Below are 20,292 nucleotides of genomic sequence, written 5' to 3' on the forward strand. Positions count from 1 at the left end.
CGTCAGGTGATAGGGAGCTAGGCTTGAGGGTATGGTGAACGTAAGTGAAGTGACGCCAGAAGCCTCGTTACTCTCAGCAGGCCAAAGACGCTGACAGGCCTGGGCCAAAATGGCAAGTGGACGGCTACACCTCTCCTAATTAGGTGTACGGGGACATTAGCTCCACCGGGGTAAAGTCACCACCTAACCCCTCGCGTCATCTGGTTGGAACGCGGTAAGCCCGTACTTCCGCCTTGATAGGCCAAGCACAAGGCAAGTGGACTGCGAGGAACACCCATGGAAGTGCGGGTAGAGGAGACGGGAAAAAGCGAATGCTAGCCTGTAATGGGTTAGATAGGGATTGAGAATGCTGGCAGGACATTCAACATCATCCCACTCGAAAGAGGGCAGACTTCCCGTCGGTTCCCCATTACGAGAAAATCTATAGAACCTCCCTAATGGTGACAAAGCAGTGCGACGCGAAAGCTAGCCAGATGATTGTCCCACTAGCCCAACAAGCTAGAACGGGACCGGTTGTTCCCCCAACCGTAGCCTAAGGAGGCATGCGTGACTGGTAACGGTCAGGTATGAAGCCCTCCCGACAATGAAGCCCGAACCGGAAGGTTGGAGCCGAATCCGTGAGGAGGAAGCAACTTCACCAGCGTCAGGTGATAGGGAGCTAGGCTTGAGGGTATGGTGAACGCAAGTGAAGTGACGCTAGAAGCCTCGTTACTCCAAGCAGGCCAAAGATGCTGATAGGCCTGAGCCAAAATGGCAAAGCGGATTGGATTCACTGCTTGCTTTTCAGTGAACGGGGACAGCAACTCCGCCGGGGTATAGTCACCACCTAACCCCTCGTGTCATCTGGTTGGAACGCGGTAAGCCCGTATCTTCGCCTTGAACATTCAAGGCAGGCAAACCGTAAGGAATGCTGATGGGGGTGCGGGTAGAGGAGGTGGGAAAAAGCGAATGCTAGCCTGTAATGGGCTAGATAGGGATTGAGAATGCTGGCAGGACATTCAACATCATCCCACTCGAAAGAGGGCAGACTTCCCGCCGGTCCCCCCTTACGAGAAAGTCTATAGAACCTTCCTAATGGTGACAATGCAAATGGCGGTGATCTTGAGTCACTGGTGCGGTCACCAACCTGCTCAAAAGGTAGAGAGGCTGTAGATGAGTATCGTAAAGGTTGCATGCACAACCGGTTCCTCTTAAATGAGGGGTCCTGGGGGGCTCGAGCCGGATGCGGGGAAACTTGCACGTCCGGTTCCTAGGGGGCTAGGGGGCAGCGATGCCCCCCTGCTACCCGACAATGGCGGTGACCTTGAGTCACTGGTGCGGTCACCAACCCTCCCACCAAGGGTAGGCAGGCTGTAGATGAGTATCGTAAAGGTTGTACACACAACCGGTTCCTCTTAAATGAGGGGTTTTGGGGGGCCTGAGCCGGATGCGAGGAAACTTGCACGTCCGGTTCTTAGGGGGCTAGGGGGCAGTAATGCCCCCCTGCTACCCGACTAACTTAGGAGTAACAACCAAGCAACGTCAGCCTTGCCTGCTTGGAATCTCGCCAGCCAATTTCCCTCCGAGGCAACATATGTCAGAACCCCACCGCGACACCAAGATTGGCCAAGTGCTCATGAACCGGTATCAGCTCACGGAGTTAATTGGCAAAGGCTCAATGGGGCGGGTCTATCGCGCAGAAGATATTCTCCTTGGGGGTGTTCCCGTTGCCGTTAAATTCCTGTCGCAAACCCTGCTCAACGATCGCATGAAAACCCGCTTTGCCCAAGAGGCGCGGGCGGGTGCGCTCCTTGGCCAGAAAAGTATGCACGTGGTGCGGGTGCTCGACTACGGCATGAATAACGAGGAAATTCCCTTCTACGTCATGGAATTTTTAGAGGGAGAAAACCTCAGTGATTTGCTCCTAGAAGAACCCCTGCCCTTAAGCCGATTTCTGCGCATTGCACGGCACATGTGCCTTGGTCTTCAGGTAGCCCATGAAGGAATTATCATCGAAGGCCAAAAATGCCCGATTATTCACCGGGACATCAAACCCAGTAATGTCCTTGTGATTCAGGATGGCACGATGGGGGAACTTGCCAAGCTATTAGATTTTGGGATTGCCAAATTTTTGGGGGATGTCCCTGAAAAGGGTCAAACCTCGTCGTTTATGGGCACTTTGGCCTATTGTTCGCCAGAACAGATTGAAGGGCGGGAATTGGATCACCGCTCGGACATCTACAGTCTTGGCATCACCATGTATGAGTTACTCACAGGCAAGATGCCCATTCAAGCGGAAAGCCACTCCATCGGTAGTTGGTTTAAGGCGCACCACTTCCAAAAGCCCATTCCCTTCAATGTGGCCAGTCCGGGGCTGCATCTTCCCCCTGCCCTTGAGGAACTGATCATGGCCTGTATGGCCAAATCCCCCAGCGATCGCCCCCAAAATGTTGCGGAAATTATCAAAGTTCTCACGGCCCTTGAGGACCAGTTTGGCAGTACTCGAGTCACTCAGCCGGGGGTAGAGGTGGGCGCAAAAGTATCTCAACCCTTAGAACGCCAATCTCAACCGCCTGTTGCCCTGGCAACGGTTGAGGAAGTCTGCTGGCAAAGTGTTTGGCCTGCGGATAAACCCGTAGCGGAAATTGTCTTTCCCATGCCCTTGTATGCCCAACGGGAATCAGCGGCGTCGCTGTGGGTGATGTTGCCTCGGTCAGAGATTGATCGGCGCATGCTGAATCTTCGCTACAACCAGTTTCTCTTCACCACCAGTCCCCACCCGATGATCCTCTGGATTACCGCCATCTATGATCCCCAGCAAGGTCCCCGCTGGTTGCCCTGTTATTTGGATATGAAACTGCCACGCAATCAGGAGCTCTGCCTTTTACTCTCGGAAACAGGTTATTACCCGCTGCTCTTTTTCTCCCTTGAGGATCCACAACACTGCATCAATGTCCGCACGTTTACGATCGCGACCTTTCAGCGGCAACTCCTACGGGACTGGCTGCAAACCAGTAAAAACTTACCCAGTTCGGCCCCAGCGGTTGTGAGCCGTAATCTCCTTAAGGCAGAATTTGAAAACTACAAGCCCCAAATCCTGGCCAAGCTAGAGAACGTGAAGATGGCTACAGTCATTGATTAGGGATACCGCGATCGCTCTCTAGGGCAGCAATAGAGAAAAATATATTAAGACTTGTTGCGGAATTGGTAAAGAATTGTTACAGTGAGGGTACAGGGTTCGATCAGGAGTCAAAACCATGGAAGATACCAAAACCATTAAAGCTGAAGACCGGAATGCATGGGTGTTTGGATTTACCCCCCAAGCTGAAATTTGGAACGGTCGCCTGGCCATGATTGGCTTTGTGGCGGCGCTGCTCACAGAACTGATCACCAAACAAGGTGTGCTTCACTTCTGGGGTCTCCTCTAGACCTTAACTCTCTCCCAATTTTCAGCGGTCAAAGTGTCATTTTGAGGTCAGTAATGGCCTCTTTTTTTGGGCCAATTGAGGGCTTAACACCACTTTTTCCCCAAAGAGAGCACACAGATCAAACACGAAAGACTAGGTAAAGGAGAGGATGGCTCTCCCTTCATAACATGCCAATGCTAAGAACGGTAGCGGGAAGCTCCGCGGTCAAAGCACCTATTGAAGGATCTTGTAATTGAGAGTTTGTGAATCTAGGAGTGATTTACCCGGGGAATCCCTAGACTGTAGTTGCGCACACGACTATTGAGGTTGTAGCCAATTTCCCCTTGCATAAGTAAGGAGCGAATAAAGTGCTCCAAGTCTGAGCCAATCCGCCGCAAATTGTATTCCGTCAAGTCTTCCCCTGCGGCATTGGCCACCAATTCCCGAAACTTGGCTTCTACTTTTGCAAGGGCGGCTTCGTTCCACTCCAATTCGTTATCGGGATCCACATTCAGCGTCAGCGTTTCGGTATCAGGATGAACTTCACCATCTACCACATGGCCGGCATAGATGTGAACGTGGCGTGTTGTGGACTTCAATAGCATGGCTAACCCAATGATGAGTGGACAGTAGTTGGTAAACGCTTCTACTATACCAAGAATCTTTTCAAGGAAAGTTTAGCAAAACTGATGCCTGAGCCCAAGAATCAATAATGCAACTGATCTAGTTTCTATAGGGCTTTTGGCGAGCGATCGCTGAACATAAAAGATACAAGGGGCAATTGCCCCCTCTATCAATCCAGATTTTAGGTGCCTCGCAAAATTTCCCATTTGCGGATGGAGTAGGCTGGCTGATTCTTGCCTGCCCGTGGTTGCTACCAGCGCCGCCACCCACCCGCCCAAGGGAGAGGGCCACTGGGGGGACGAATGTTCATCACCCCACCATTGGCGCAAGTCATACTAAAGGCGTCAAAATCGCGCTTACCCTATTTGCCCACAACTGTAAGGTTTCACTCGGCTGAATTGATGAAACCAAAGTAGCCCCGCATCCACAATCGCTTGGCCAGTATCCTCATCGAGGATAAAGTTATTGCTAACGACGCTGCGAACTTGCCGCGAATTGTTATCCCCTGAAAGTTAGTCAAATGGCAATCAGCGTTACCGACTGGCCAAAGCTGCCGGCCATTGGTGAAAGAATGCCCCCGTGATACTGATGAAAAGAGGAAGCGCAAACCTCGATCAACTTTCACAAACATTTTTCCTAAACGTTTTGGCTAAGGAGGCAGGAGACAAATTGACAAAAGGCAAGCAAATAACCACACTTGTTCCTTGACCCAGACAACTGCGAATTTCGCGTTGTCCTCGATGGGCATCGACAATTTGCTTGACGCTCCCTAGCCCGAAACCAATTCCCTGCAGTGGTTCCTGACCTTGGTAAAGGCGATCAAAGCACCCGCAGCCATGGGGAAGTGTGGCTTCTGGAATACCGCTCCCCCTATTCACGACAGCAATTTGAACATCGCAATCCGCAACTGTCGAGCAAAAGGCTGACCATTCGCCAGCTGTCCTTGGAGCCAAAAATAAAAAATAAAAGGTCACTGACTAGGGGTGCAGCCATTTGAGAAATGTTGGTTAGATTTTGCTCCACTGTTATCAGAGATTCAAGAGCCGTTGCTTGATCTGAAGTGCCATGTGAATGGGCTGTCGCTGATGGGGATCATGAATACACATTCCTAAAGGCGGGGGCGATCGCCGGTATAAAAAACTATGGTAACCATGTTGAAATCCCATTGTAATTAGACAATAAAGAGCCAAGTTCAGTTCAGTGTAAGTTTAGGGTTGAGCAGAAGGGGAAGGCGTGCTTAACTGAGTAAAGAGTTTTTAACACTTGCTGCTATGCCCTTGATAATGTCACTTTTGCAACCTTTGCTTGCCGATGTGGCAGCAGAATCAGTGAACCTAGCGGAAGCGGGTCCATTGATCTTGGCAGCTGTTCTGCTGAGTCTAGTGGTGATCTACTTTGCCAGCAAAGTCGGCGGTGAAATTTGTGCCCGCATTAACTTTCCACCCGTACTGGGGGAATTGGTAGGGGGTGTGGTCGTTGGTATTTCCGTCTTGCACCTGTTGGTGTTTTCTGAAGGGGGAACAACGGAACCCTCGCTTCTGACGACCTTTATCCAACAGACGGCAGGCATGGATGGCGCTGTCGCTGCAGTAGTTGCCAATACCGCCAGCGAAGTCATTTCCGTCCTCTCGGAAATTGGCGTCATGATCCTGCTCTTTGAGATTGGCTTGGAGTCGGATTTAGAGGGCCTGCTCAAGGTGGGTCCGCAAGCGGCTGTCGTTGCCGTCGTAGGGGTGATCGCTCCCTTTGTTGCCGGCACCCTTGGCCTTGTGACGCTGTTTCATGTGGACTTGGTACCCGCCATTTTTGCCGGGGCGGCTCTCACGGCAACCAGTATCGGAATCACGGCCAAAGTCCTTGCGGAGATTCAACGGCTAACTTCCCCGGAAGGTCAAATTATCATTGGGGCAGCGGTTCTGGATGACATTCTTGGCATTATTGTGCTGGCAGTGGTGGCGAGTCTAGCCAAAACCGGCACAGTCGAGATCAGCAATGTAATCTATCTGATGATTAGCTCCGTCGTGTTTTTGGTGGGTTCTGTGGTGGTGGGGCGGCTGCTGAGTCCTTTCTTTTTGGGGATGGTCGATCGCCTGAGCACACGCGGTAACTTGCTGGTTCCCTCCTTGATCTTTGCCTTTGTTCTGGGTTATATCGCTGTGATTCTGCAACTGGAAGCGATTCTTGGTGCGTTTACCGCTGGCTTAGTCCTTGGGGAAACGGAAAAACGGCGGGAGCTAGAGGAGCAGATTTTGCCCATTGCCGATATGTTGGTGCCGGTGTTCTTTGTCTGTGTTGGCGCCCGCACCGATATCAGTGTTTTGAATCCCCTAGAACCGGCCAATCGTGCGGGTCTGATCATTGCCTCTTTCCTCGTGCTGGTGGCCATTGTTGGTAAGGTGGTAACAGGAGCAACGGTCTTTGGTCAGCCGGGAATTAACCGATGGGCGATCGGCATTGGCATGGTGCCACGCGGCGAAGTGGGATTGATTTTTGCCGCTGTCGGGTCTGTCAGTGGTGTCCTCTCGAAGGCTTTAGATGCCGGCATTATCGTGATGGTGATTGTGACCACGTTCGTTGCGCCACCTCTGTTGCGTTTGGTCTTTAAGCCAGGGGCCACAGAGGCGTTACCAACCTCGGATGTTGCAGTGGAGTCTCCCCCAGAAGGATAGCAATGGAGCCGATTACGGTCATTGGTGGTGGTTTAGCCGGTACAGAAGCGGCTTGGCAAATTGCCCGTGCCGGTCTGCCGGTGGTCCTCTATGAAATGCGGCCGCAAGTGGCTAGTCCAGCCCACCATACGGCGGAGTTGGCAGAGTTGGTGTGCAGTAATTCCTTTGGTGCTAAGGCGAGCGATCGCGCCACGGGGCTATTACACCATGAACTGCGTGCCCTGGGGTCGTTGATTATTGCCACTGCCGATCGCCATCAAGTGCCTGCCGGAGGCGCCCTAGCGGTGGATCGCGCCCACTTTAGTCGTGAGTTGACTGAAACCCTTGAAAATCATCCCCTTGTGACAGTGCGGCGCGAAGAACTGCCCCACCTTCCAGAAAGCGGGATTGTGGTCTTAGCCACCGGCCCCCTGACCAGTGAAGCCCTGAGTGCCGATCTGCAATGCTTTACCGGACTGGACTACCTGAGTTTTTTTGATGCCGCCAGCCCAATTGTGGTCGGAGAGTCCATTAACCGCGAGGTGGCCTTTTTGGCTTCCCGCTATGACCGCGGCGAAGCGGCTTATCTCAACTGTCCCTTCAGTGCTGAAGAATACCAGCGGTTTTGGCAGGCGCTCTGTGAAGCCAAACAGGCGCCCCTAAAGGACTTTGAGCGCGAGAATGCCCAATTTTTTGAGGCTTGCCTACCCGTAGAGGAATTGGCGCGGCGAGGGGTGGATACGCTGCGGTTTGGCCCTTTGAAACCTGTGGGCTTGCGGGATCCACGTACGGGGGAGCGTCCCTATGCGGTGGCACAACTGCGCCAGGAGGATCGCCATGGCCAACTATGGAACTTGGTGGGTTTTCAAACCAATCTGCGCTGGGGGGAGCAGCAGCGGGTCTTTCGTATGATCCCCGGCTTAGAGCAGGCGGAGTTTGTGCGCATGGGGGTGATGCACCGCAATACCTTCTTAAATGCACCGAAGTTGTTGAAGGCCAGTCTTCAGTTTCGCGATCGCCCCACCCTCTTGGCAGCGGGTCAAATTACCGGTACCGAAGGTTATACGGCGGCAGCAGCAGGGGGCTGGTTAGCGGGAACGAACGCGGCTCGCTTGGCACGGGGACTTGCACCCTTGGTATTGCCCCCAACAACAATGGCTGGTGCCCTCTTTCACTACATCAGTACGGCTGAGAGCAAAACCTTCCAGCCCATGCCCCCCAACTTTGGCATTTTGCCCCCCCTAGAACAACCAGTGCGTCAAAAGGCATTGCGCTATGCCGCCTATCGCGATCGCGCCCTCAAAGATTTAAGCACCTGGGCAACAGCGATGTCGCTGCCCCTACAGCCTCTAGCGTTAGATGGGTGCGATCCTGCTGCCGTTGAAGCTGGAGCCTAAGATAAGCTGGCGGCAAGGTTGGCAAGCGATCGGGCCACTCAATGGCAACAATCCCCGGATCCATTTCTTCGCCGAGCCAATAGCGTTCCGGTGCCAAGGCTGCCACTTCAGCAGGCGTCAGGCGATAGAGATCAAAGTGATAGAGGGGTACACGCCCTTCGGGGTATTCCTGAATCAGCGTGAAGGTGGGGCTTTGAATGACATCCTCAATGTTCAATCCCTCCCCCAAGGCTTGCACAAACGTGGTTTTTCCTGCCCCAAGCTCTCCCGCCAACAGGAGCACTGTCCCCGGCGGCAGCCATGTCCCCCACTGACGCCCTAAGGCTTGCAGTTCTGCCAAACTCAGGTTGAGGTTCCTCATTTAGCTGGCACTGCTTCTAGGAGTCGCGAAAAGTAAAAGCGAGTTTTGGTCATGGCATTGCGCTCAATCCGCCAACCCAAGTTCCCCAAAATCTCCACAATAAATTCCTCACTGTGGAGATAGGCACGGGTGGCCTTGCTGGCGCCAGGGAAGAATTCACCGATCTTCTTCAGCAGCGTATATTTTGGGGTTTTGGGGGCAAAGCTGAGGATCAGCCGCTCCATGGCCAAAGAACTCAAGTGGGCTAGCATCCCTGCCATTTGGTTGTCGGGATAGTGGATGAGGACATCGAGGCAGATGACAATATGGTATTGTCCCCGCAGGGCTTCAAGATCACTGACACTGAGGATGAGTTCATGGTGGCCATTCAACTGAGCAGCGGCGCGATCGCGGGCTTCGGCCACCATCTTTTCGGAAATGTCGCTGGCATAGACCCGTGCCCCTAGCTGGGCAAGGGGAATACTTAGACTGCCGACACCGCAGCCAGCATCACAAATGAGTTTACCTTTGAGGGAGGCATCAGCTTTGAGCCATGCCAGGACGGTATCAATGGTTTGTTGGTGCCCCTTGCGGATATCCGCCTGCACCTTGCTGACCTGGTCCGTGCCATAGATACGTCGCCAGCGATCGAACCCAGTGGTGTTGAAGTAGTTTTGAACAATTGCCTTTTCGTCAGCCGTAGATTGCGTCATACGTTCCCGATCAATCGTCATTGCCCCAATTATTGTGGCACAGGGGCTGTGGTTTGCAGTGCCAATCGGGTACTCACCAGCCCCAAGATAACGCCAATGATGATCAGCAACACACCCAAGCCCGCTGACCATTCCAGGGAAACATTGCTGGCAAGGGCGCGAAAGCTGGCCTGTTGGGCTAACCACTGCTGAAGCTGTTGACTGCTTCCCCAGCCAGCCAGCCACGCCAAGGCACCGCCACCACCACCTAGGCTGGCCGCTTGAATAAATAGGGGGGTATAAATCCAAGTTTGGGTCGCACCCACGAGGGTCATGATCTCAATTTCGGGCTGGCGCACAAGGATAATCAACCGCAAAATAGCACTCACCAGAGCAACTACCGTTAAACTCAGTAGCAGCACCAAAATGAACGTGACGCCCCGCACCACTCGCTGCACACTTTGCAGGCCTGTTAGAGCGCGCTCAAGGTACTGCACGGACTCAATACCTTCTTTTTGGACAATTTGGTTAGCTAAGGGAGCCACCTGTTCGAGGCTTTGGGCGCGGATCTTGATTTCATCGCTGAGGGGATTGGTATCAAAGAGATCTAAGCCGCCCTGTTCACTTTTGAGGCCCAAATCAGCTTGCAATTCTGCCCAAGCGCGATCGCGATCAATCCAAGTGAAATCGGCTACCCCCGGTAATGCTGCCAACTGTTGCCTAAGGCTGGCTACTTTGGCCGCGGGAAGTTCAGGGGACACATAGGCAGTAATTTCCAAGCGATTGCCAAGGGACTCGACACTGGCACCGAGGAGGTGGGACACTTGCCAGCCCCAACCAAAAATAAACAGGGTCACGGCAACAGCAATCACAGCGGCGCCATTGAGCCAACCACCGCGCCAGAGACTGCGGCGTACTTCCGGAAGCAAAAAGTCAAGGGTGGGTAAGGGACTCAAGTTTGCCATGGTGCAAATGGAGAATCCGATGGGGGACTAGGCGGGTTAAGGCTAAGTCATGGGTAGTAAAGAGGACTGTTAACCCATGTTGATGCAGACGATGGAGCAGAGCAAGAATTTGCTGGCTGGTTTGGGAATCCAGATTACCGGTAGGTTCATCCGCTAGTAATAGCTCAGGACTACCGACAATGGCACGGGCAATGCTCACTCGCTGCTGCTCTCCCCCTGATAACGATTGGGGCTTGGCATTGGCTTTGTGGCTCAGTCCCACCAGTTTGAGTGCCGTTTGCACCCGCTGCTGAATTTCGGTTTTGGGAATACCGCGCACCAGTAGCGCAAAAGCCACGTTTTCCGCAACTGAGCGATCGCCCAAGAGCTTAAAGTCCTGAAAAATGACTCCTAAGCGCCGCCGCAACTGTGCCATCCGCCGATCCTGGTGGGGATTGACCTCCTCACCAAACAGGCGAACGATGCCCTGATCTGGTTGGAGTTGACCGCAGAGGAGTTTTAAGAGGGTGGATTTACCCGACCCCGAGGCACCCGTGAGAAAATAAAAGTCTCCCCGTCGCAGTTGCAAACTGACGCGATGTAAGCAGGGCACCGCCCCACCAAAGGACTTCGTGACTTGGTACAGTTCTGCAATGATGGCCCCCTGAGAGGTTGGTTCGCAGGGGGGTACCACGGGGGTTACTGCTGTCATCGGAATGAGAGACGCTGTCGCCCATGCAAACGACTCAGGAGTGCTTTCCATGCAAATTGGGGTAGCGCTAGCATGCGCCGCCAACGCCAGGGTTCCTGGTAAAGACGGTAGAGCCACTCCAAATGGAGTTTTTGCATCAGTTTGGGGGCCCGCTTTTTAACCCCTGCCCAGACATCAAAACTACCGCCAACACCGACCCAAATCGCTTGGGGACAAATATGGCGGTGGCGATCGATCCAATATTCCTGACGCGGTACACCCAAAGCAACGAGGATAATATGGGGTTGTGTTTCCTGCAGCTTTTGAATGAGGGCAGCTTCCGTATCCGCATCGTGGTAGCCCGACTGCACGCCAACAATCTTTAAGTTCGGCAGTTCTCGATGCCAGCGCTCAGCCACTTTTTCTGCTACCCCCGGTGCTGCCCCATAGAAGAAGACCCGTTTGGGCTGCGGAGAGTCATTGGCCAATCGCAAGAGGGCTTCAGCAAATTCAATCCCTGGCAGCCGGCGCACAGAGAGGCCATGTAACCTCAGGTAGAGAATGACCCCCGACCCATCGGGAATCACCAAATCAGCACGGCGTAAAACGTCAGCAAACTCTGGTGTGCGCTCCGCCAGCATCACCATCTCTGAATTGAGCGTGATCACATGTTGGCCATGACCATCTCGCTGTTGCATCAATAGCCACTCAGGGGCATTATTCACCAAATGGAGGGGAAATCCCAAAACTGAGACTTTTGCGGGAATGGTGGGTACTACAAGGGGGTAACCCATAGGAAAGTTAAGCACAAGAGACACCGAGTATCTTACAGCCCTTCTCACCGCAAGTGAACACTCTGAGGAAAACAGCGTGATAGCCAGAAGAAGGCTTCCGTTGTCTACTCCTATCCTCTGGAAAAGGGCTATATGCATATACAGGGTCAGCACCATGGGATATGCTTTGTTGAAATCCACAAAACGGGTTTGCTAGATTAGAGTCGTTATTAAGATTCGTAAACCTGGCTCTTATCGTTCCATTGAGCTACCTCACGAATCTGTCTTTATCACTGCCCTTCGGAGTTGAATTTTATGACGATCGCGATTGGACGAGCGCCAGCGGAACGGGGATGGTTTGACATCCTCGACGACTGGCTCAAACGGGACAGATTTGTCTTTGTCGGCTGGTCAGGCATCCTGCTTTTCCCCTGCGCCTACCTGGCGCTGGGGGGCTGGCTGACCGGTACCACCTTTGTGACCTCCTGGTACACCCACGGCCTGGCCTCCAGCTACCTAGAAGGGTGCAACTTCCTCACCGTTGCCGTTTCCACCCCCGCCAACAGCATGGGGCACTCCCTGCTCCTCCTGTGGGGACCCGAAGCCCAAGGGGACTTTACCCGCTGGTGCCAACTGGGTGGTCTGTGGACCTTTATCGCCCTCCACGGCGCCTTCGGTCTCATTGGGTTCATGCTGCGGCAGTTTGAAATTGCCCGCTTGGTGGGCGTCCGTCCCTACAACGCCATTGCCTTCAGTGCCCCCATTGCCGTCTTTGTCAGCGTCTTCTTGATCTATCCCTTGGGGCAATCCAGCTGGTTCTTTGCCCCCAGCTTTGGCGTCGCCGCCATCTTCCGTTTCCTGCTCTTTTTCCAAGGGTTCCACAACTGGACCTTGAACCCCTTCCACATGATGGGGGTAGCCGGTGTGCTAGGGGGTGCCCTGTTGTGTGCCATCCACGGCGCCACGGTGGAAAATACCCTCTTCCAAGATGGAGAAGGGGCGAGCACCTTCCGTGCCTTCAATCCCACCCAAGCGGAAGAGACCTACTCGATGGTGACGGCGAACCGTTTTTGGAGCCAAATTTTTGGGATTGCCTTCTCGAACAAGCGCTGGTTGCACTTTTTCATGTTGTTTGTGCCGGTGACGGGGCTGTGGATGAGTGCGATTGGCGTGGTGGGTCTAGCGTTGAACCTGCGGTCCTATGACTTCATTTCGCAGGAGATTCGGGCTGCGGAAGACCCTGAATTTGAGACGTTCTACACGAAGAACCTGCTGTTGAACGAGGGCATCCGTGCTTGGATGGCGCCCCAAGACCAACCCCATGAAAACTTTGTCTTCCCAGAAGAGGTACTCCCCCGTGGTAACGCTCTGTAGGGCGTAAGAAACCTTATCCTTGTCTGAGTGTCCCTCTCCAAGTGGGGAGGGATTTTTTGGTCAGGCGAATAGGGGAAGTTCGTTAAAAGATTTGCCCTGTTGATCCTTGGCAGAAAGGAGGGGTTCGCTGTCGATGGGCCATTGAATGCCAACGGTTGGGTCATTCCAGAGTAGGGTATGTTCATCCCCTGGATGGTAGTAGTCTGTTGTTTTGTAGAGGACTTGGGCGGTGGCTGATTGCACCCAGAAGCCGTGGGCAAAGCCAGGGGGAATCCACAATTGCTGGAAGTTTTCAGCACTCAACCAAGTTCCCACCCATTGGCCACAGGTGGGTGAAGAGCGCCGCAAATCAACAGCGACATCAAAAATTTTTCCTTCAATAACGCGAATCAGTTTACCTTGGGGGTGTTGGTGCTGGTAGTGGAGTCCTCGCAAAACCCCCTGCTGGGAGGCGGAGTGATTATCTTGGACAAAGGTCACTGCCAAGCCTGTGGCAGCCATAAAGGCTCGTTGATTATAGCTTTCTAGGAAAAAGCCCCGCTGATCGCGAAAGACCTGCAGTTCCAAGAGCAGAACGTCAGCGATCGCCAGCGGTTGTACCTTGACCATGCATTCCTCCTGTCACTTCTGCCCAAACTTGCAAGAGATATTGGCCGTAGCTACTTTTGCGCAGGGGCTGTGCCAGTTCATAGAGTTGCTGCGGTGTGATGTAACCCCGGTGCAGGGCAATTTCCTCTAGACAGCCAATTTTCAGCCCTTGCCGTTCCTCTAGGGTACGAATAAAGCTACTGGCCTGTTGCAGTAGATCATGGGTACCCGTATCCAGCCACGCATAGCCCCGTCCAAGCAATTCCACCCGCAGTTGCCCCTTTTCCAGGTAAAGGCGGTTGAGGTCGGTAATTTCCAGTTCTCCCCGCGCTGAAGGTTGCAGTTGAGCTGCCAAATCACACACCTGATGGTCATAAAAATATATCCCCGGCACGGCATAGTTGGACTTGGGCACTGCTGGCTTTTCCTCGATACCGAGAACGCGACCGCTGGCATCGAATTCGAGAACGCCGTACTGCTGCGGATTGGCCACCCGGTAGCCAAAGATCATTGCCCCTGCCGTCAGTTGAGCGGCCCGCTGCAACTTTTCCGAGAGATCATGACCGTAGAGAAGATTATCCCCAAGGGTCAGGCACACGGGTTCCCCTTGCAAAAATTCGCGCCCTAAAATAAAGGCTTCCGCTAAACCGTTGGGCTGTGGCTGCACACAATAGCTCAGGGATAAGCCCCACTGATGACCATCCCCCAGAAGTTTCTCAAAAAGATAGAGGTGCTCTGGGGTAGAAATAATGAGAATCTCCCGAATCCCCGCCAACATCAAAACTGAGAGGGGATAATAAATCATCGGCTTATCGTAGATGGGCATCAGTTGTTTACTGATCACCTGGGTTAGGGGATAGAGACGCGTACCTGAGCCACCAGCGAGAATAATTCCTCTCATGGGCGATGAGTGAGAACGCTGCCGTAGTGGGTGACCAGCCAAGCACTGTAGTCGGCGGTGCGCGCTGCTTCCACCCAGTCTTGATGGGCAAGATACCACTGCACCGTTTTTTCTAAGCCACTACTAAAGGTTTCTCGGGGCTGCCACCCTAGTTCCCGCTGAATTTTAGTCGCATCAATGGCGTAGCGGCGATCGTGACCGGGGCGATCGCTCACAAAGGTAATTAAGCTGCGGTAATTCAAATGAGGCCGGGGCAGAAGAGTTTGCAGCAGATCACAGAGGGTTTGCACGACCTCAAGGTTAGGCTTTTCGCAATTGCCGCCAATGTTGTAGGTTTGGCCCACCTGCCCCTTTTGCCAGACGGTGTAGAGGGCGCGGCAGTGATCCTCAACGTAGAGCCAATCCCGCACGTTTTGACCATCCCCATATATTGGCAGCGGTTGCCCCGCCAAGGCTTGGCAGATCATCAGGGGGATGAGTTTTTCCGGAAACTGGTAGGGGCCGTAGTTGTTGGAGCAATTGGTTGTCAGGGTGGGCAGGCCGTAGGTGTGGTGGTAGGCACGCACCAGGTGATCTGAGGCAGCCTTTGAGGCAGCATAGGGACTGTTGGGGGCATAGGGGGTGTCTTCCCGAAAGGGGGGATCCTCAGGACCAAGACTGCCATAGACTTCATCGGTGGAAATGTGAATGAAGCGGAACCTCTCCTGGGCCCCAGGGGGTAACTGTTGCCAGTAGGTTTTGACTTCCTCTAGGAGATTGGCGGTCCCAACCACATTGGTTTGGATGAAGTCTTGGGGACTATTGATCGAGCGATCGACATGGCTCTCAGCCGCAAAGTGAATCACAGCGTCGGGCTGGAAGCTTTGCAACAGATCCTGGACAAGGGGGCGATCGCCCACATCTCCCCTGACAAATTGGTAATTGGGCAGTTGCTCCAGCATGGCTAGGGTAGCGGGGTGACAGGCATAGGTCACCTTATCAAGGTTGAGGACTGTACCCCAGCCCTCTGTCAGGGCAAGCCGCACAAAGTTGGCGCCAATAAACCCGCCACCGCCAGTCACCAAAAACTTCATCATGGATATTTTTGGAGATTGTGCTACCAGATTCTAGATGGCATCGTACCAAGACTAGACACCCAACCTACATCAACTTAACATACATTGAAAAAAAGCGGTTTACTAGAAATCAAAGAAATCAAAATCAATATTCGCTGAGGGAAATAACGATGGATGAATTTATGGCGGCGGCGATCGCCGAAGCAGAACAGGGACTGCAAGAAGGCGGCATTCCCATTGGTTCCGTCTTGGTGCGCCATGGCCAAATCATTGGTCGTGGTCACAACCAGCGGGTACAGCGGGGCAGTCCGATTCTGCATGCTGAGATTGACTGTCTGGCCAATGCAGGTCGCATCGGTCGCTATGATGATACGGTGTTGTACTCCACACTGATGCCCTGCTATCTCTGTGCTGGTGCTGTGGTGCAGTTTGGCATCAAAAAGGTGATTGCTGGTGAATCCCAGACCTTTGCGGGAGCACGGGAGTTTATGGAAGCCCACGGCGTTGAGGTGATTGACCTGAACTTGGAGCGATGCCAGCAGCTAATGCGCGACTTTATTGCCCAGTATCCCCAGCTCTGGTTTGAGGACATTGGCAAACTCACATCCAAAGAAGCGTAGCAAAATTTAGGAGACAGGAATACGCGGCAAGCGGTTCTTGAAGCCGCAGAGAATTTCCCAGGTAATTGTGCCGAGGGCTTCCGCCCAAGTCTCCACCGTCAGGCAGTCGCCGCCATCTTCCCCAAGGAGGGTGACCACATCTCCCTCCTGTAAGCCATCCATATCACTGACATCAATCATGAGTTGATCCATCGTAATTGCCCCCACTTGGCGCAGCCGTTTTCCCTGGACTAGGACTTCGAGCTTGTTGGAAAGAAGACGCGGCACCCCATCGGCATAGCCAATGCCAACAACGGCAATTTTCATCGGCTGAGGGGCAATAAATTGATGACCGTAGCTAATGCCTGTCCCAGCGGGAATCTCTTTCAAGAGGGTAATGCGCGATCGCACCTGCATGACTGGTCGCAGGGGCACGACACCCCGTAAATGGGACGCAGGATACACGCCGTAGAGGCTCAAACCAATGCGCACCATGTCGTAGTGACTACTGCGGTTGGCCAATGTTGCTGCCGAATTGGCCATGTGACGGCGCACAGGGCCTAAACCCAGGGCGGAAATTTGTTCCCATACCTGTTCAAAGTAGGCCTGCTGCTGCCGCATCAAACTGGCATCCGGATCATCGGCACTGGCAAAGTGGGAGTAAATCCCCTGAATGCGCAGGTGAGGTAGCCGCTGCACAAACTGCACAAAACCCACCGCATCCTGCCAGGGACAGCCCAAGCGAGACATACCCGTATCAATCATCAAATGGACATCAAGGGGTTCGCGCAGGCGATCGGCGTAGTCGGAGAAAATCAGGGCTTGCTTGGGTGTAGAGAGGGTAGGCTGAAGCTGCCACTGGGCCATCATCTGGACTTGGACGGGCAAATTGACGGATCCCAAGACCAAAATAGGCGCTGTAATCCCTGCCTGCCGTAGAGCAATCCCTTCCGGAATCGTTGCCACCCCTAGCCACGTCGCACCGTGGGCTAAAACCGTCTGTGCCACAGTGAGCGCACCATGACCATAGGCATCTGCCTTCACCACGGCTAAAAGTTCCGTTGTCGGTGCTAGCCACTGACGCAAGCTGCGCGTATTAGCGGCCAATGCTGCCAAATCAATTTCAATCCATGCCCGCTCACACTCATGGGAACTGGTGAGCTGTTCTTGACTGAGCATTGTTGTTTCTATCCTCACACCATAACTCCCGCGTAGGGAATGACTAACCCTACAGCCACTGAGAGTCTGTGATTCAATGTATATCACTCTATGTTCAGTCCTAGGGTCAACATTCGGTTCTTGGTAAAACCTGCTAGAGTGGCACTACAGCCCTTTCCAAGATATACAGTCCATCCAGGGGAGGTCTTTCTTCCCCAGAGGGCCTCTGGCGGTTTTGAGCGGGTTTCATTTCCGTAAAAAGGGCGGTAGATTGACTGTGGTTGCCCTCTTTCTGAACGGGGCAAGGCCATTTTTGTTGGTGTGAGGTCGAGGGTCGAGTGAACAACTGGCACAAGATATCCCTAGGGCTCAATCCCCTGGGAGCGATTGGTGTGTTTGACAGTGGGGTGGGGGGCCTAACGGTTTTACAGGCACTCCAAAGTCGTTTACCCCAAGAATCGTTTCTCTACTTTGGTGATACAGCACGGTTGCCCTATGGGACTCGCCGCCGCAGCGAAATCCTCCAATATGTGCGGGAGATTCTCAGGTGGATGCATGCCCAGGGTGTCAAGATGGCAGTGATGGCCTGCAACACCAGTTCAGCCCTTGCCTTGACACAGGTGCGCAGTGAGTTTTGCTTTCCGATCCTGGGTTTGATTGTCCCCACTGCCAAAATAGCGGTCACGCTGGGAAAGCGCATTGGTGTGATTGCCACGCCCGCAACCGTTAAAAGTGGTGCCTATGCACGGGCACTTCAGGAATTCTCCCCCACGGTGGCGATCGCCCAAGTGGCGTGTCCTGAGTTTGTCCCCCTTGTGGAAAGCAATTGCCTAGAGGGCGATCGCGTCCATCGCATTGTGCGTCAGACCCTAAGCCCGCTAGTGGAATTTGACCCCGATGTCCTCATTTATGGTTGCACCCATTACCCCCACCTGCGCCATGTGATTGAGCAGTATGTGCCCACAACGGTTCATCACCTTGATCCTGCCCATGCAGTTGCCCGTGCCGCCGTGCGCAAATTAGAGGCCATGAATTTGGCAACTCCCTGCCCCCAAGGCCAAGTGCAATTTTATGTCAGTGGGATACCCGAACAATTTGCCCAGTTAGCTAGTCAGTGGCTGGGATACTACCCAACGGTGGAACATTTGCCCTTAAGTGTCTTAACCCAATGCGATTCGCCCCTAGGGATCACCGTACCGCCACCAAAGCCCTCTGCCGTTGTTGCCAGCTAGGCGCCCTGGGGAATTTTGGCACAATAGAACTATGCCATCTGGCCGTGTTGTCTATTCACCCCCCTTGGAGGATTCCCGTGAGTAGTACCAGTAATTTTCAAGAGGCAATTCGCGAAGCGCGCCGTAGTGCGCTTGTCGGCCCTAATGTTATTCGCAATGCCTTACCCTTTTTGGGTGGGGGTCTTATCCTTACCGCCATCGGCAGCTGGGGTGGTCTTGGGGTTCTAAGTGCCGCCCCCCAACTGTTCATGCCCACTTTCATTGGGGCAATGATTGCTGAGCTGGTGCTCTTTTTTGTGGCGCAGGGAGCAGCTAGCAAAGGGAATAATGGGCTGGCACTGCCCCTGTTGGCCACCTACAGCCTGCTGTCGGGCTATACCCTTTCTGGTTTGATTGCGGTTGCCCTCAGTACAGTGGGCATTACGGGCATTATCATTGCCGCTGCAGGCTGTGGCATCACCTTTATGGCCGCTAGCCCTATTGGCTCAAATCTGTCGGAGCGGGATGGCTTTGCCCTTGCCAAAACGGTACAACTGGGGATCATTGCCCTGCTGGTGGTGCTGCTTCTCCAGTTAGTCTTCAGCTTCTTTGGTGTCTTTACGCCTACGTTTTTGGAAATTGCGATTTCTGGCATCGGCGTGGTGCTCTTTGTGGGGGCTGCGGTGGTGGACTTTTTTGTCCTGCCCCGTACCTACCGCGACGATCAGTATCTTTCTGCCGCCCTTTCGATGTACTTGACCTACATCAACCTCTTTATCTTTATCCTGCGGTTACTGATTGCCCTCAATCGCAGCCGCTAGAAGTTTAGGTGACACTGGGCATGATCCCGCAGTAGATGGTCACAGAGAACCAGAGCCACCATTGCCTCAACCATTGGCACCGCCCGCGGCAGCACACAGGGATCATGCCGCCCTTTTGCGGCTAAAATCGTCTCTTCACCCGCTCGGTTCACCGTCTTCTGCGCTTGACCAATGGTCGCCGTAGGCTTAAAGGCTACCCGTAAAATAATGTTTTCGCCATTGGAGATGCCCCCCTGAACCCCCCCGGAGCGATTGGTGCGGGTCCGAATTCGCCCCTGTGCATCGGTGTAGAACTCATCGTTGTGCTCTTGACCTGTGAGCAGGGTACCGGCAAAGCCAGAGCCAATCTCAAAGCCCTTACTCGCAGGCAGGGACATGACTCCTTTGGCAAGATCCGCTTCCAGTTTGTCAAAAACCGGTGAGCCCAAGCCCACAGGGACATTGCGAACCACACACTCAATGACACCGCCAATGGAGTTGGCCTGCCGCCGTACTTCGTCCACCAGGGCAATCATTTTTTCGGCGGTGGCGGCATCGGGACAGCGCATGATGTTGGCCTCAACGGCAGCGGCGGCAACGGTATCGGGATCCACAACCGCCTCAATATCCTTAACTCGCTTGACGTAGGCAATAATTTCCGTACCCGCCACCTGGGTAAGAATTTTGCGGGCGATCGCCCCCGCTGCAACCCGGCCAATGGTTTCCCGTGCCGAGGAACGCCCACCCCCTTGCCAGTTGCGAATGCCGTACTTGGCATCATAGGTGGCATCCGCATGGGAGGGGCGATAGACCTGCGCCATTTCAGCATAATCTTCAGGGCGAGTGTCCTTGTTGCGCACCAGAATGGCAATGGGGGTGCCCAGGGTTTTGCCCTCAAAGACGCCGGAGAGAATTTCACAGCGATCGCTCTCTTGGCGAGGGGTCGTGAGACGACTTTGACCGGGGCGGCGGCGATCCAGTTCCTTTTGAATATCGACTTCCGAGAGTTCTAGCCGGGGAGGGCAGCCATCCACGACAACCCCCACCCCACCCCCGTGGGATTCACCAAAGGTGGTGACGCGAAAGAGATGCCCAAAGGTATTGCCCATAC

The 20,292-nt window shown here is 53.8% G+C and carries 20 protein-coding genes; 8 read left to right on the top strand and 12 right to left on the bottom strand.

Translation table 11 applies throughout. The annotated features are described in order from the left end of the window. Positions 1 to 1,573: 1,573 nt before the first annotated feature. Both TLL_RS02280 and TLL_RS02285 read left to right on the top strand, forming a co-directional pair. On the top strand, positions 1,574 to 3,121 hold the full coding sequence (locus tag TLL_RS02280) for a serine/threonine protein kinase (RefSeq protein ID WP_011056298.1): 1,548 nt from the start codon (positions 1,574 to 1,576) through the stop codon (positions 3,119 to 3,121). A 115-nt stretch (positions 3,122 to 3,236) separates the two neighbouring features. After that, a complete protein-coding gene (locus tag TLL_RS02285; protein ID WP_011056299.1) occupies positions 3,237 to 3,407 on the top strand; it encodes a chlorophyll a/b-binding protein in 171 nt (56 codons plus the stop codon). Between the two features lie 248 nt (positions 3,408 to 3,655). On the opposite strand, the gene ndhM is transcribed toward TLL_RS02285, so the two are convergent. Both ndhM and TLL_RS13435 read right to left on the bottom strand, forming a co-directional pair. Then, positions 3,656 to 3,991 carry a photosynthetic/respiratory NAD(P)H-quinone oxidoreductase subunit M gene (ndhM, locus tag TLL_RS02290; RefSeq protein ID WP_011056300.1) on the bottom strand — a complete coding sequence of 112 codons (336 nt, stop codon included), beginning with the start codon at positions 3,989 to 3,991 and terminating at the stop codon, positions 3,656 to 3,658. 633 nt (positions 3,992 to 4,624) lie between these two features. Further along, the gene (locus TLL_RS13435) at positions 4,625 to 4,984 is read right to left on the bottom strand and encodes a sensor histidine kinase (RefSeq protein ID WP_164920691.1); all 360 of its coding nucleotides are present in this window, start codon (positions 4,982 to 4,984) and stop codon (positions 4,625 to 4,627) included. A 309-nt stretch (positions 4,985 to 5,293) separates the two neighbouring features. On the opposite strand from TLL_RS13435, the gene TLL_RS02300 reads away from it, so the two are divergent. Together TLL_RS02300 and trmFO are read left to right on the top strand one after the other, a co-directional pair. Further along, on the top strand, positions 5,294 to 6,679 hold the full coding sequence (locus tag TLL_RS02300; protein ID WP_231833808.1) for a cation:proton antiporter: 1,386 nt from the start codon (positions 5,294 to 5,296) through the stop codon (positions 6,677 to 6,679). Between the two features lie 2 nt (positions 6,680 to 6,681). Next, positions 6,682 to 8,055: an FADH(2)-oxidizing methylenetetrahydrofolate--tRNA-(uracil(54)-C(5))-methyltransferase TrmFO gene (gene trmFO / locus TLL_RS02305; protein WP_011056303.1), complete on the top strand. Its 1,374-nt coding sequence runs from the start codon at positions 6,682 to 6,684 to the stop codon at positions 8,053 to 8,055. On the opposite strand, the gene tsaE is transcribed toward trmFO, so the two are convergent. From tsaE to TLL_RS02330, 5 genes are read right to left on the bottom strand one after another with little or no spacing between them, the layout of a single operon-like run. Then, positions 7,958 to 8,416: a tRNA (adenosine(37)-N6)-threonylcarbamoyltransferase complex ATPase subunit type 1 TsaE gene (tsaE, locus tag TLL_RS02310; protein WP_126987182.1), complete on the bottom strand. Its 459-nt coding sequence runs from the start codon at positions 8,414 to 8,416 to the stop codon at positions 7,958 to 7,960. The genes trmFO and tsaE overlap by 98 nt on opposite strands. Then, entirely contained in the window at positions 8,413 to 9,129 is a 717-nt protein-coding gene (gene bchM, locus TLL_RS02315; protein ID WP_011056304.1) for a magnesium protoporphyrin IX methyltransferase, read from the bottom strand. Before bchM ends, tsaE begins: the two co-directional genes overlap by 4 nt. 8 nt (positions 9,130 to 9,137) lie before the next feature. Further along, a complete protein-coding gene (locus TLL_RS02320; RefSeq protein ID WP_011056305.1) occupies positions 9,138 to 10,052 on the bottom strand; it encodes a cell division protein FtsX in 915 nt (304 codons plus the stop codon). Beyond that, positions 10,021 to 10,743, bottom strand: coding sequence for a cell division ATP-binding protein FtsE (ftsE, locus tag TLL_RS02325; protein ID WP_164920692.1), 723 nt, complete (start codon positions 10,741 to 10,743; stop codon positions 10,021 to 10,023). The genes TLL_RS02320 and ftsE overlap by 32 nt, the downstream gene beginning before the upstream one ends. Continuing rightward, entirely contained in the window at positions 10,740 to 11,516 is a 777-nt protein-coding gene (locus TLL_RS02330; RefSeq protein WP_164920693.1) for a WecB/TagA/CpsF family glycosyltransferase, read from the bottom strand. The genes ftsE and TLL_RS02330 overlap by 4 nt, the downstream gene beginning before the upstream one ends. 294 nt (positions 11,517 to 11,810) lie before the next feature. Between TLL_RS02330 and psbD the strand changes: the two genes are divergently transcribed. After that, complete coding sequence (gene psbD, locus TLL_RS02335; protein ID WP_011056308.1) at positions 11,811 to 12,869, top strand: photosystem II D2 protein (photosystem q(a) protein); 1,059 nt, start codon at positions 11,811 to 11,813, stop codon at positions 12,867 to 12,869. A 60-nt stretch (positions 12,870 to 12,929) separates the two neighbouring features. Here the strand turns inward: psbD and rfbC are convergent, their stop codons facing one another. Genes rfbC through rfbB form a run of 3 tightly spaced genes read right to left on the bottom strand, consistent with a single transcriptional unit; the run spans position 12,930 to position 15,434 of the window. Further along, a complete protein-coding gene (rfbC, locus tag TLL_RS02340) occupies positions 12,930 to 13,478 on the bottom strand; it encodes a dTDP-4-dehydrorhamnose 3,5-epimerase (RefSeq protein ID WP_011056309.1) in 549 nt (182 codons plus the stop codon). Continuing rightward, positions 13,447 to 14,358, bottom strand: a complete 912-nt coding sequence (gene rfbA, locus TLL_RS02345; protein ID WP_164920694.1) for a glucose-1-phosphate thymidylyltransferase RfbA — start codon at positions 14,356 to 14,358, stop codon at positions 13,447 to 13,449. The genes rfbC and rfbA overlap by 32 nt, the downstream gene beginning before the upstream one ends. Then, positions 14,355 to 15,434 carry a dTDP-glucose 4,6-dehydratase gene (rfbB, locus tag TLL_RS02350; protein WP_011056311.1) on the bottom strand — a complete coding sequence of 360 codons (1,080 nt, stop codon included), beginning with the start codon at positions 15,432 to 15,434 and terminating at the stop codon, positions 14,355 to 14,357. Before rfbB ends, rfbA begins: the two co-directional genes overlap by 4 nt. 149 nt (positions 15,435 to 15,583) lie before the next feature. Here rfbB and TLL_RS02355 point away from each other — a divergent pair, with 149 nt between their 5' ends. Continuing rightward, positions 15,584 to 16,033: a nucleoside deaminase gene (locus TLL_RS02355; RefSeq protein ID WP_172598099.1), complete on the top strand. Its 450-nt coding sequence runs from the start codon at positions 15,584 to 15,586 to the stop codon at positions 16,031 to 16,033. Positions 16,034 to 16,039: 6 nt separating this feature from the next. On the opposite strand, the gene alr is transcribed toward TLL_RS02355, so the two are convergent. Then, positions 16,040 to 17,191, bottom strand: a complete 1,152-nt coding sequence (alr, locus tag TLL_RS02360) for an alanine racemase (protein WP_011056313.1) — start codon at positions 17,189 to 17,191, stop codon at positions 16,040 to 16,042. A 317-nt stretch (positions 17,192 to 17,508) separates the two neighbouring features. Between alr and murI the strand changes: the two genes are divergently transcribed. Together murI and TLL_RS02370 are read left to right on the top strand one after the other, a co-directional pair. Further along, positions 17,509 to 18,402 carry a glutamate racemase gene (gene murI / locus TLL_RS02365; protein ID WP_011056314.1) on the top strand — a complete coding sequence of 298 codons (894 nt, stop codon included), beginning with the start codon at positions 17,509 to 17,511 and terminating at the stop codon, positions 18,400 to 18,402. Positions 18,403 to 18,479: 77 nt separating this feature from the next. Next, positions 18,480 to 19,202, top strand: a complete 723-nt coding sequence (locus tag TLL_RS02370) for a Bax inhibitor-1/YccA family protein (RefSeq protein ID WP_164920695.1) — start codon at positions 18,480 to 18,482, stop codon at positions 19,200 to 19,202. On the opposite strand, the gene aroC is transcribed toward TLL_RS02370, so the two are convergent. Next, a complete protein-coding gene (gene aroC / locus TLL_RS02375; RefSeq protein ID WP_011056316.1) occupies positions 19,199 to 20,290 on the bottom strand; it encodes a chorismate synthase in 1,092 nt (363 codons plus the stop codon). The genes TLL_RS02370 and aroC overlap by 4 nt on opposite strands. Positions 20,291 to 20,292 lie beyond the last annotated feature (2 nt).

Origin of the sequence: Thermosynechococcus vestitus BP-1, from assembly GCF_000011345.1 — a bacterium.
In the GTDB taxonomy this organism is placed as follows: Bacteria; Cyanobacteriota; Cyanobacteriia; order Thermosynechococcales; family Thermosynechococcaceae; genus Thermosynechococcus; species Thermosynechococcus vestitus.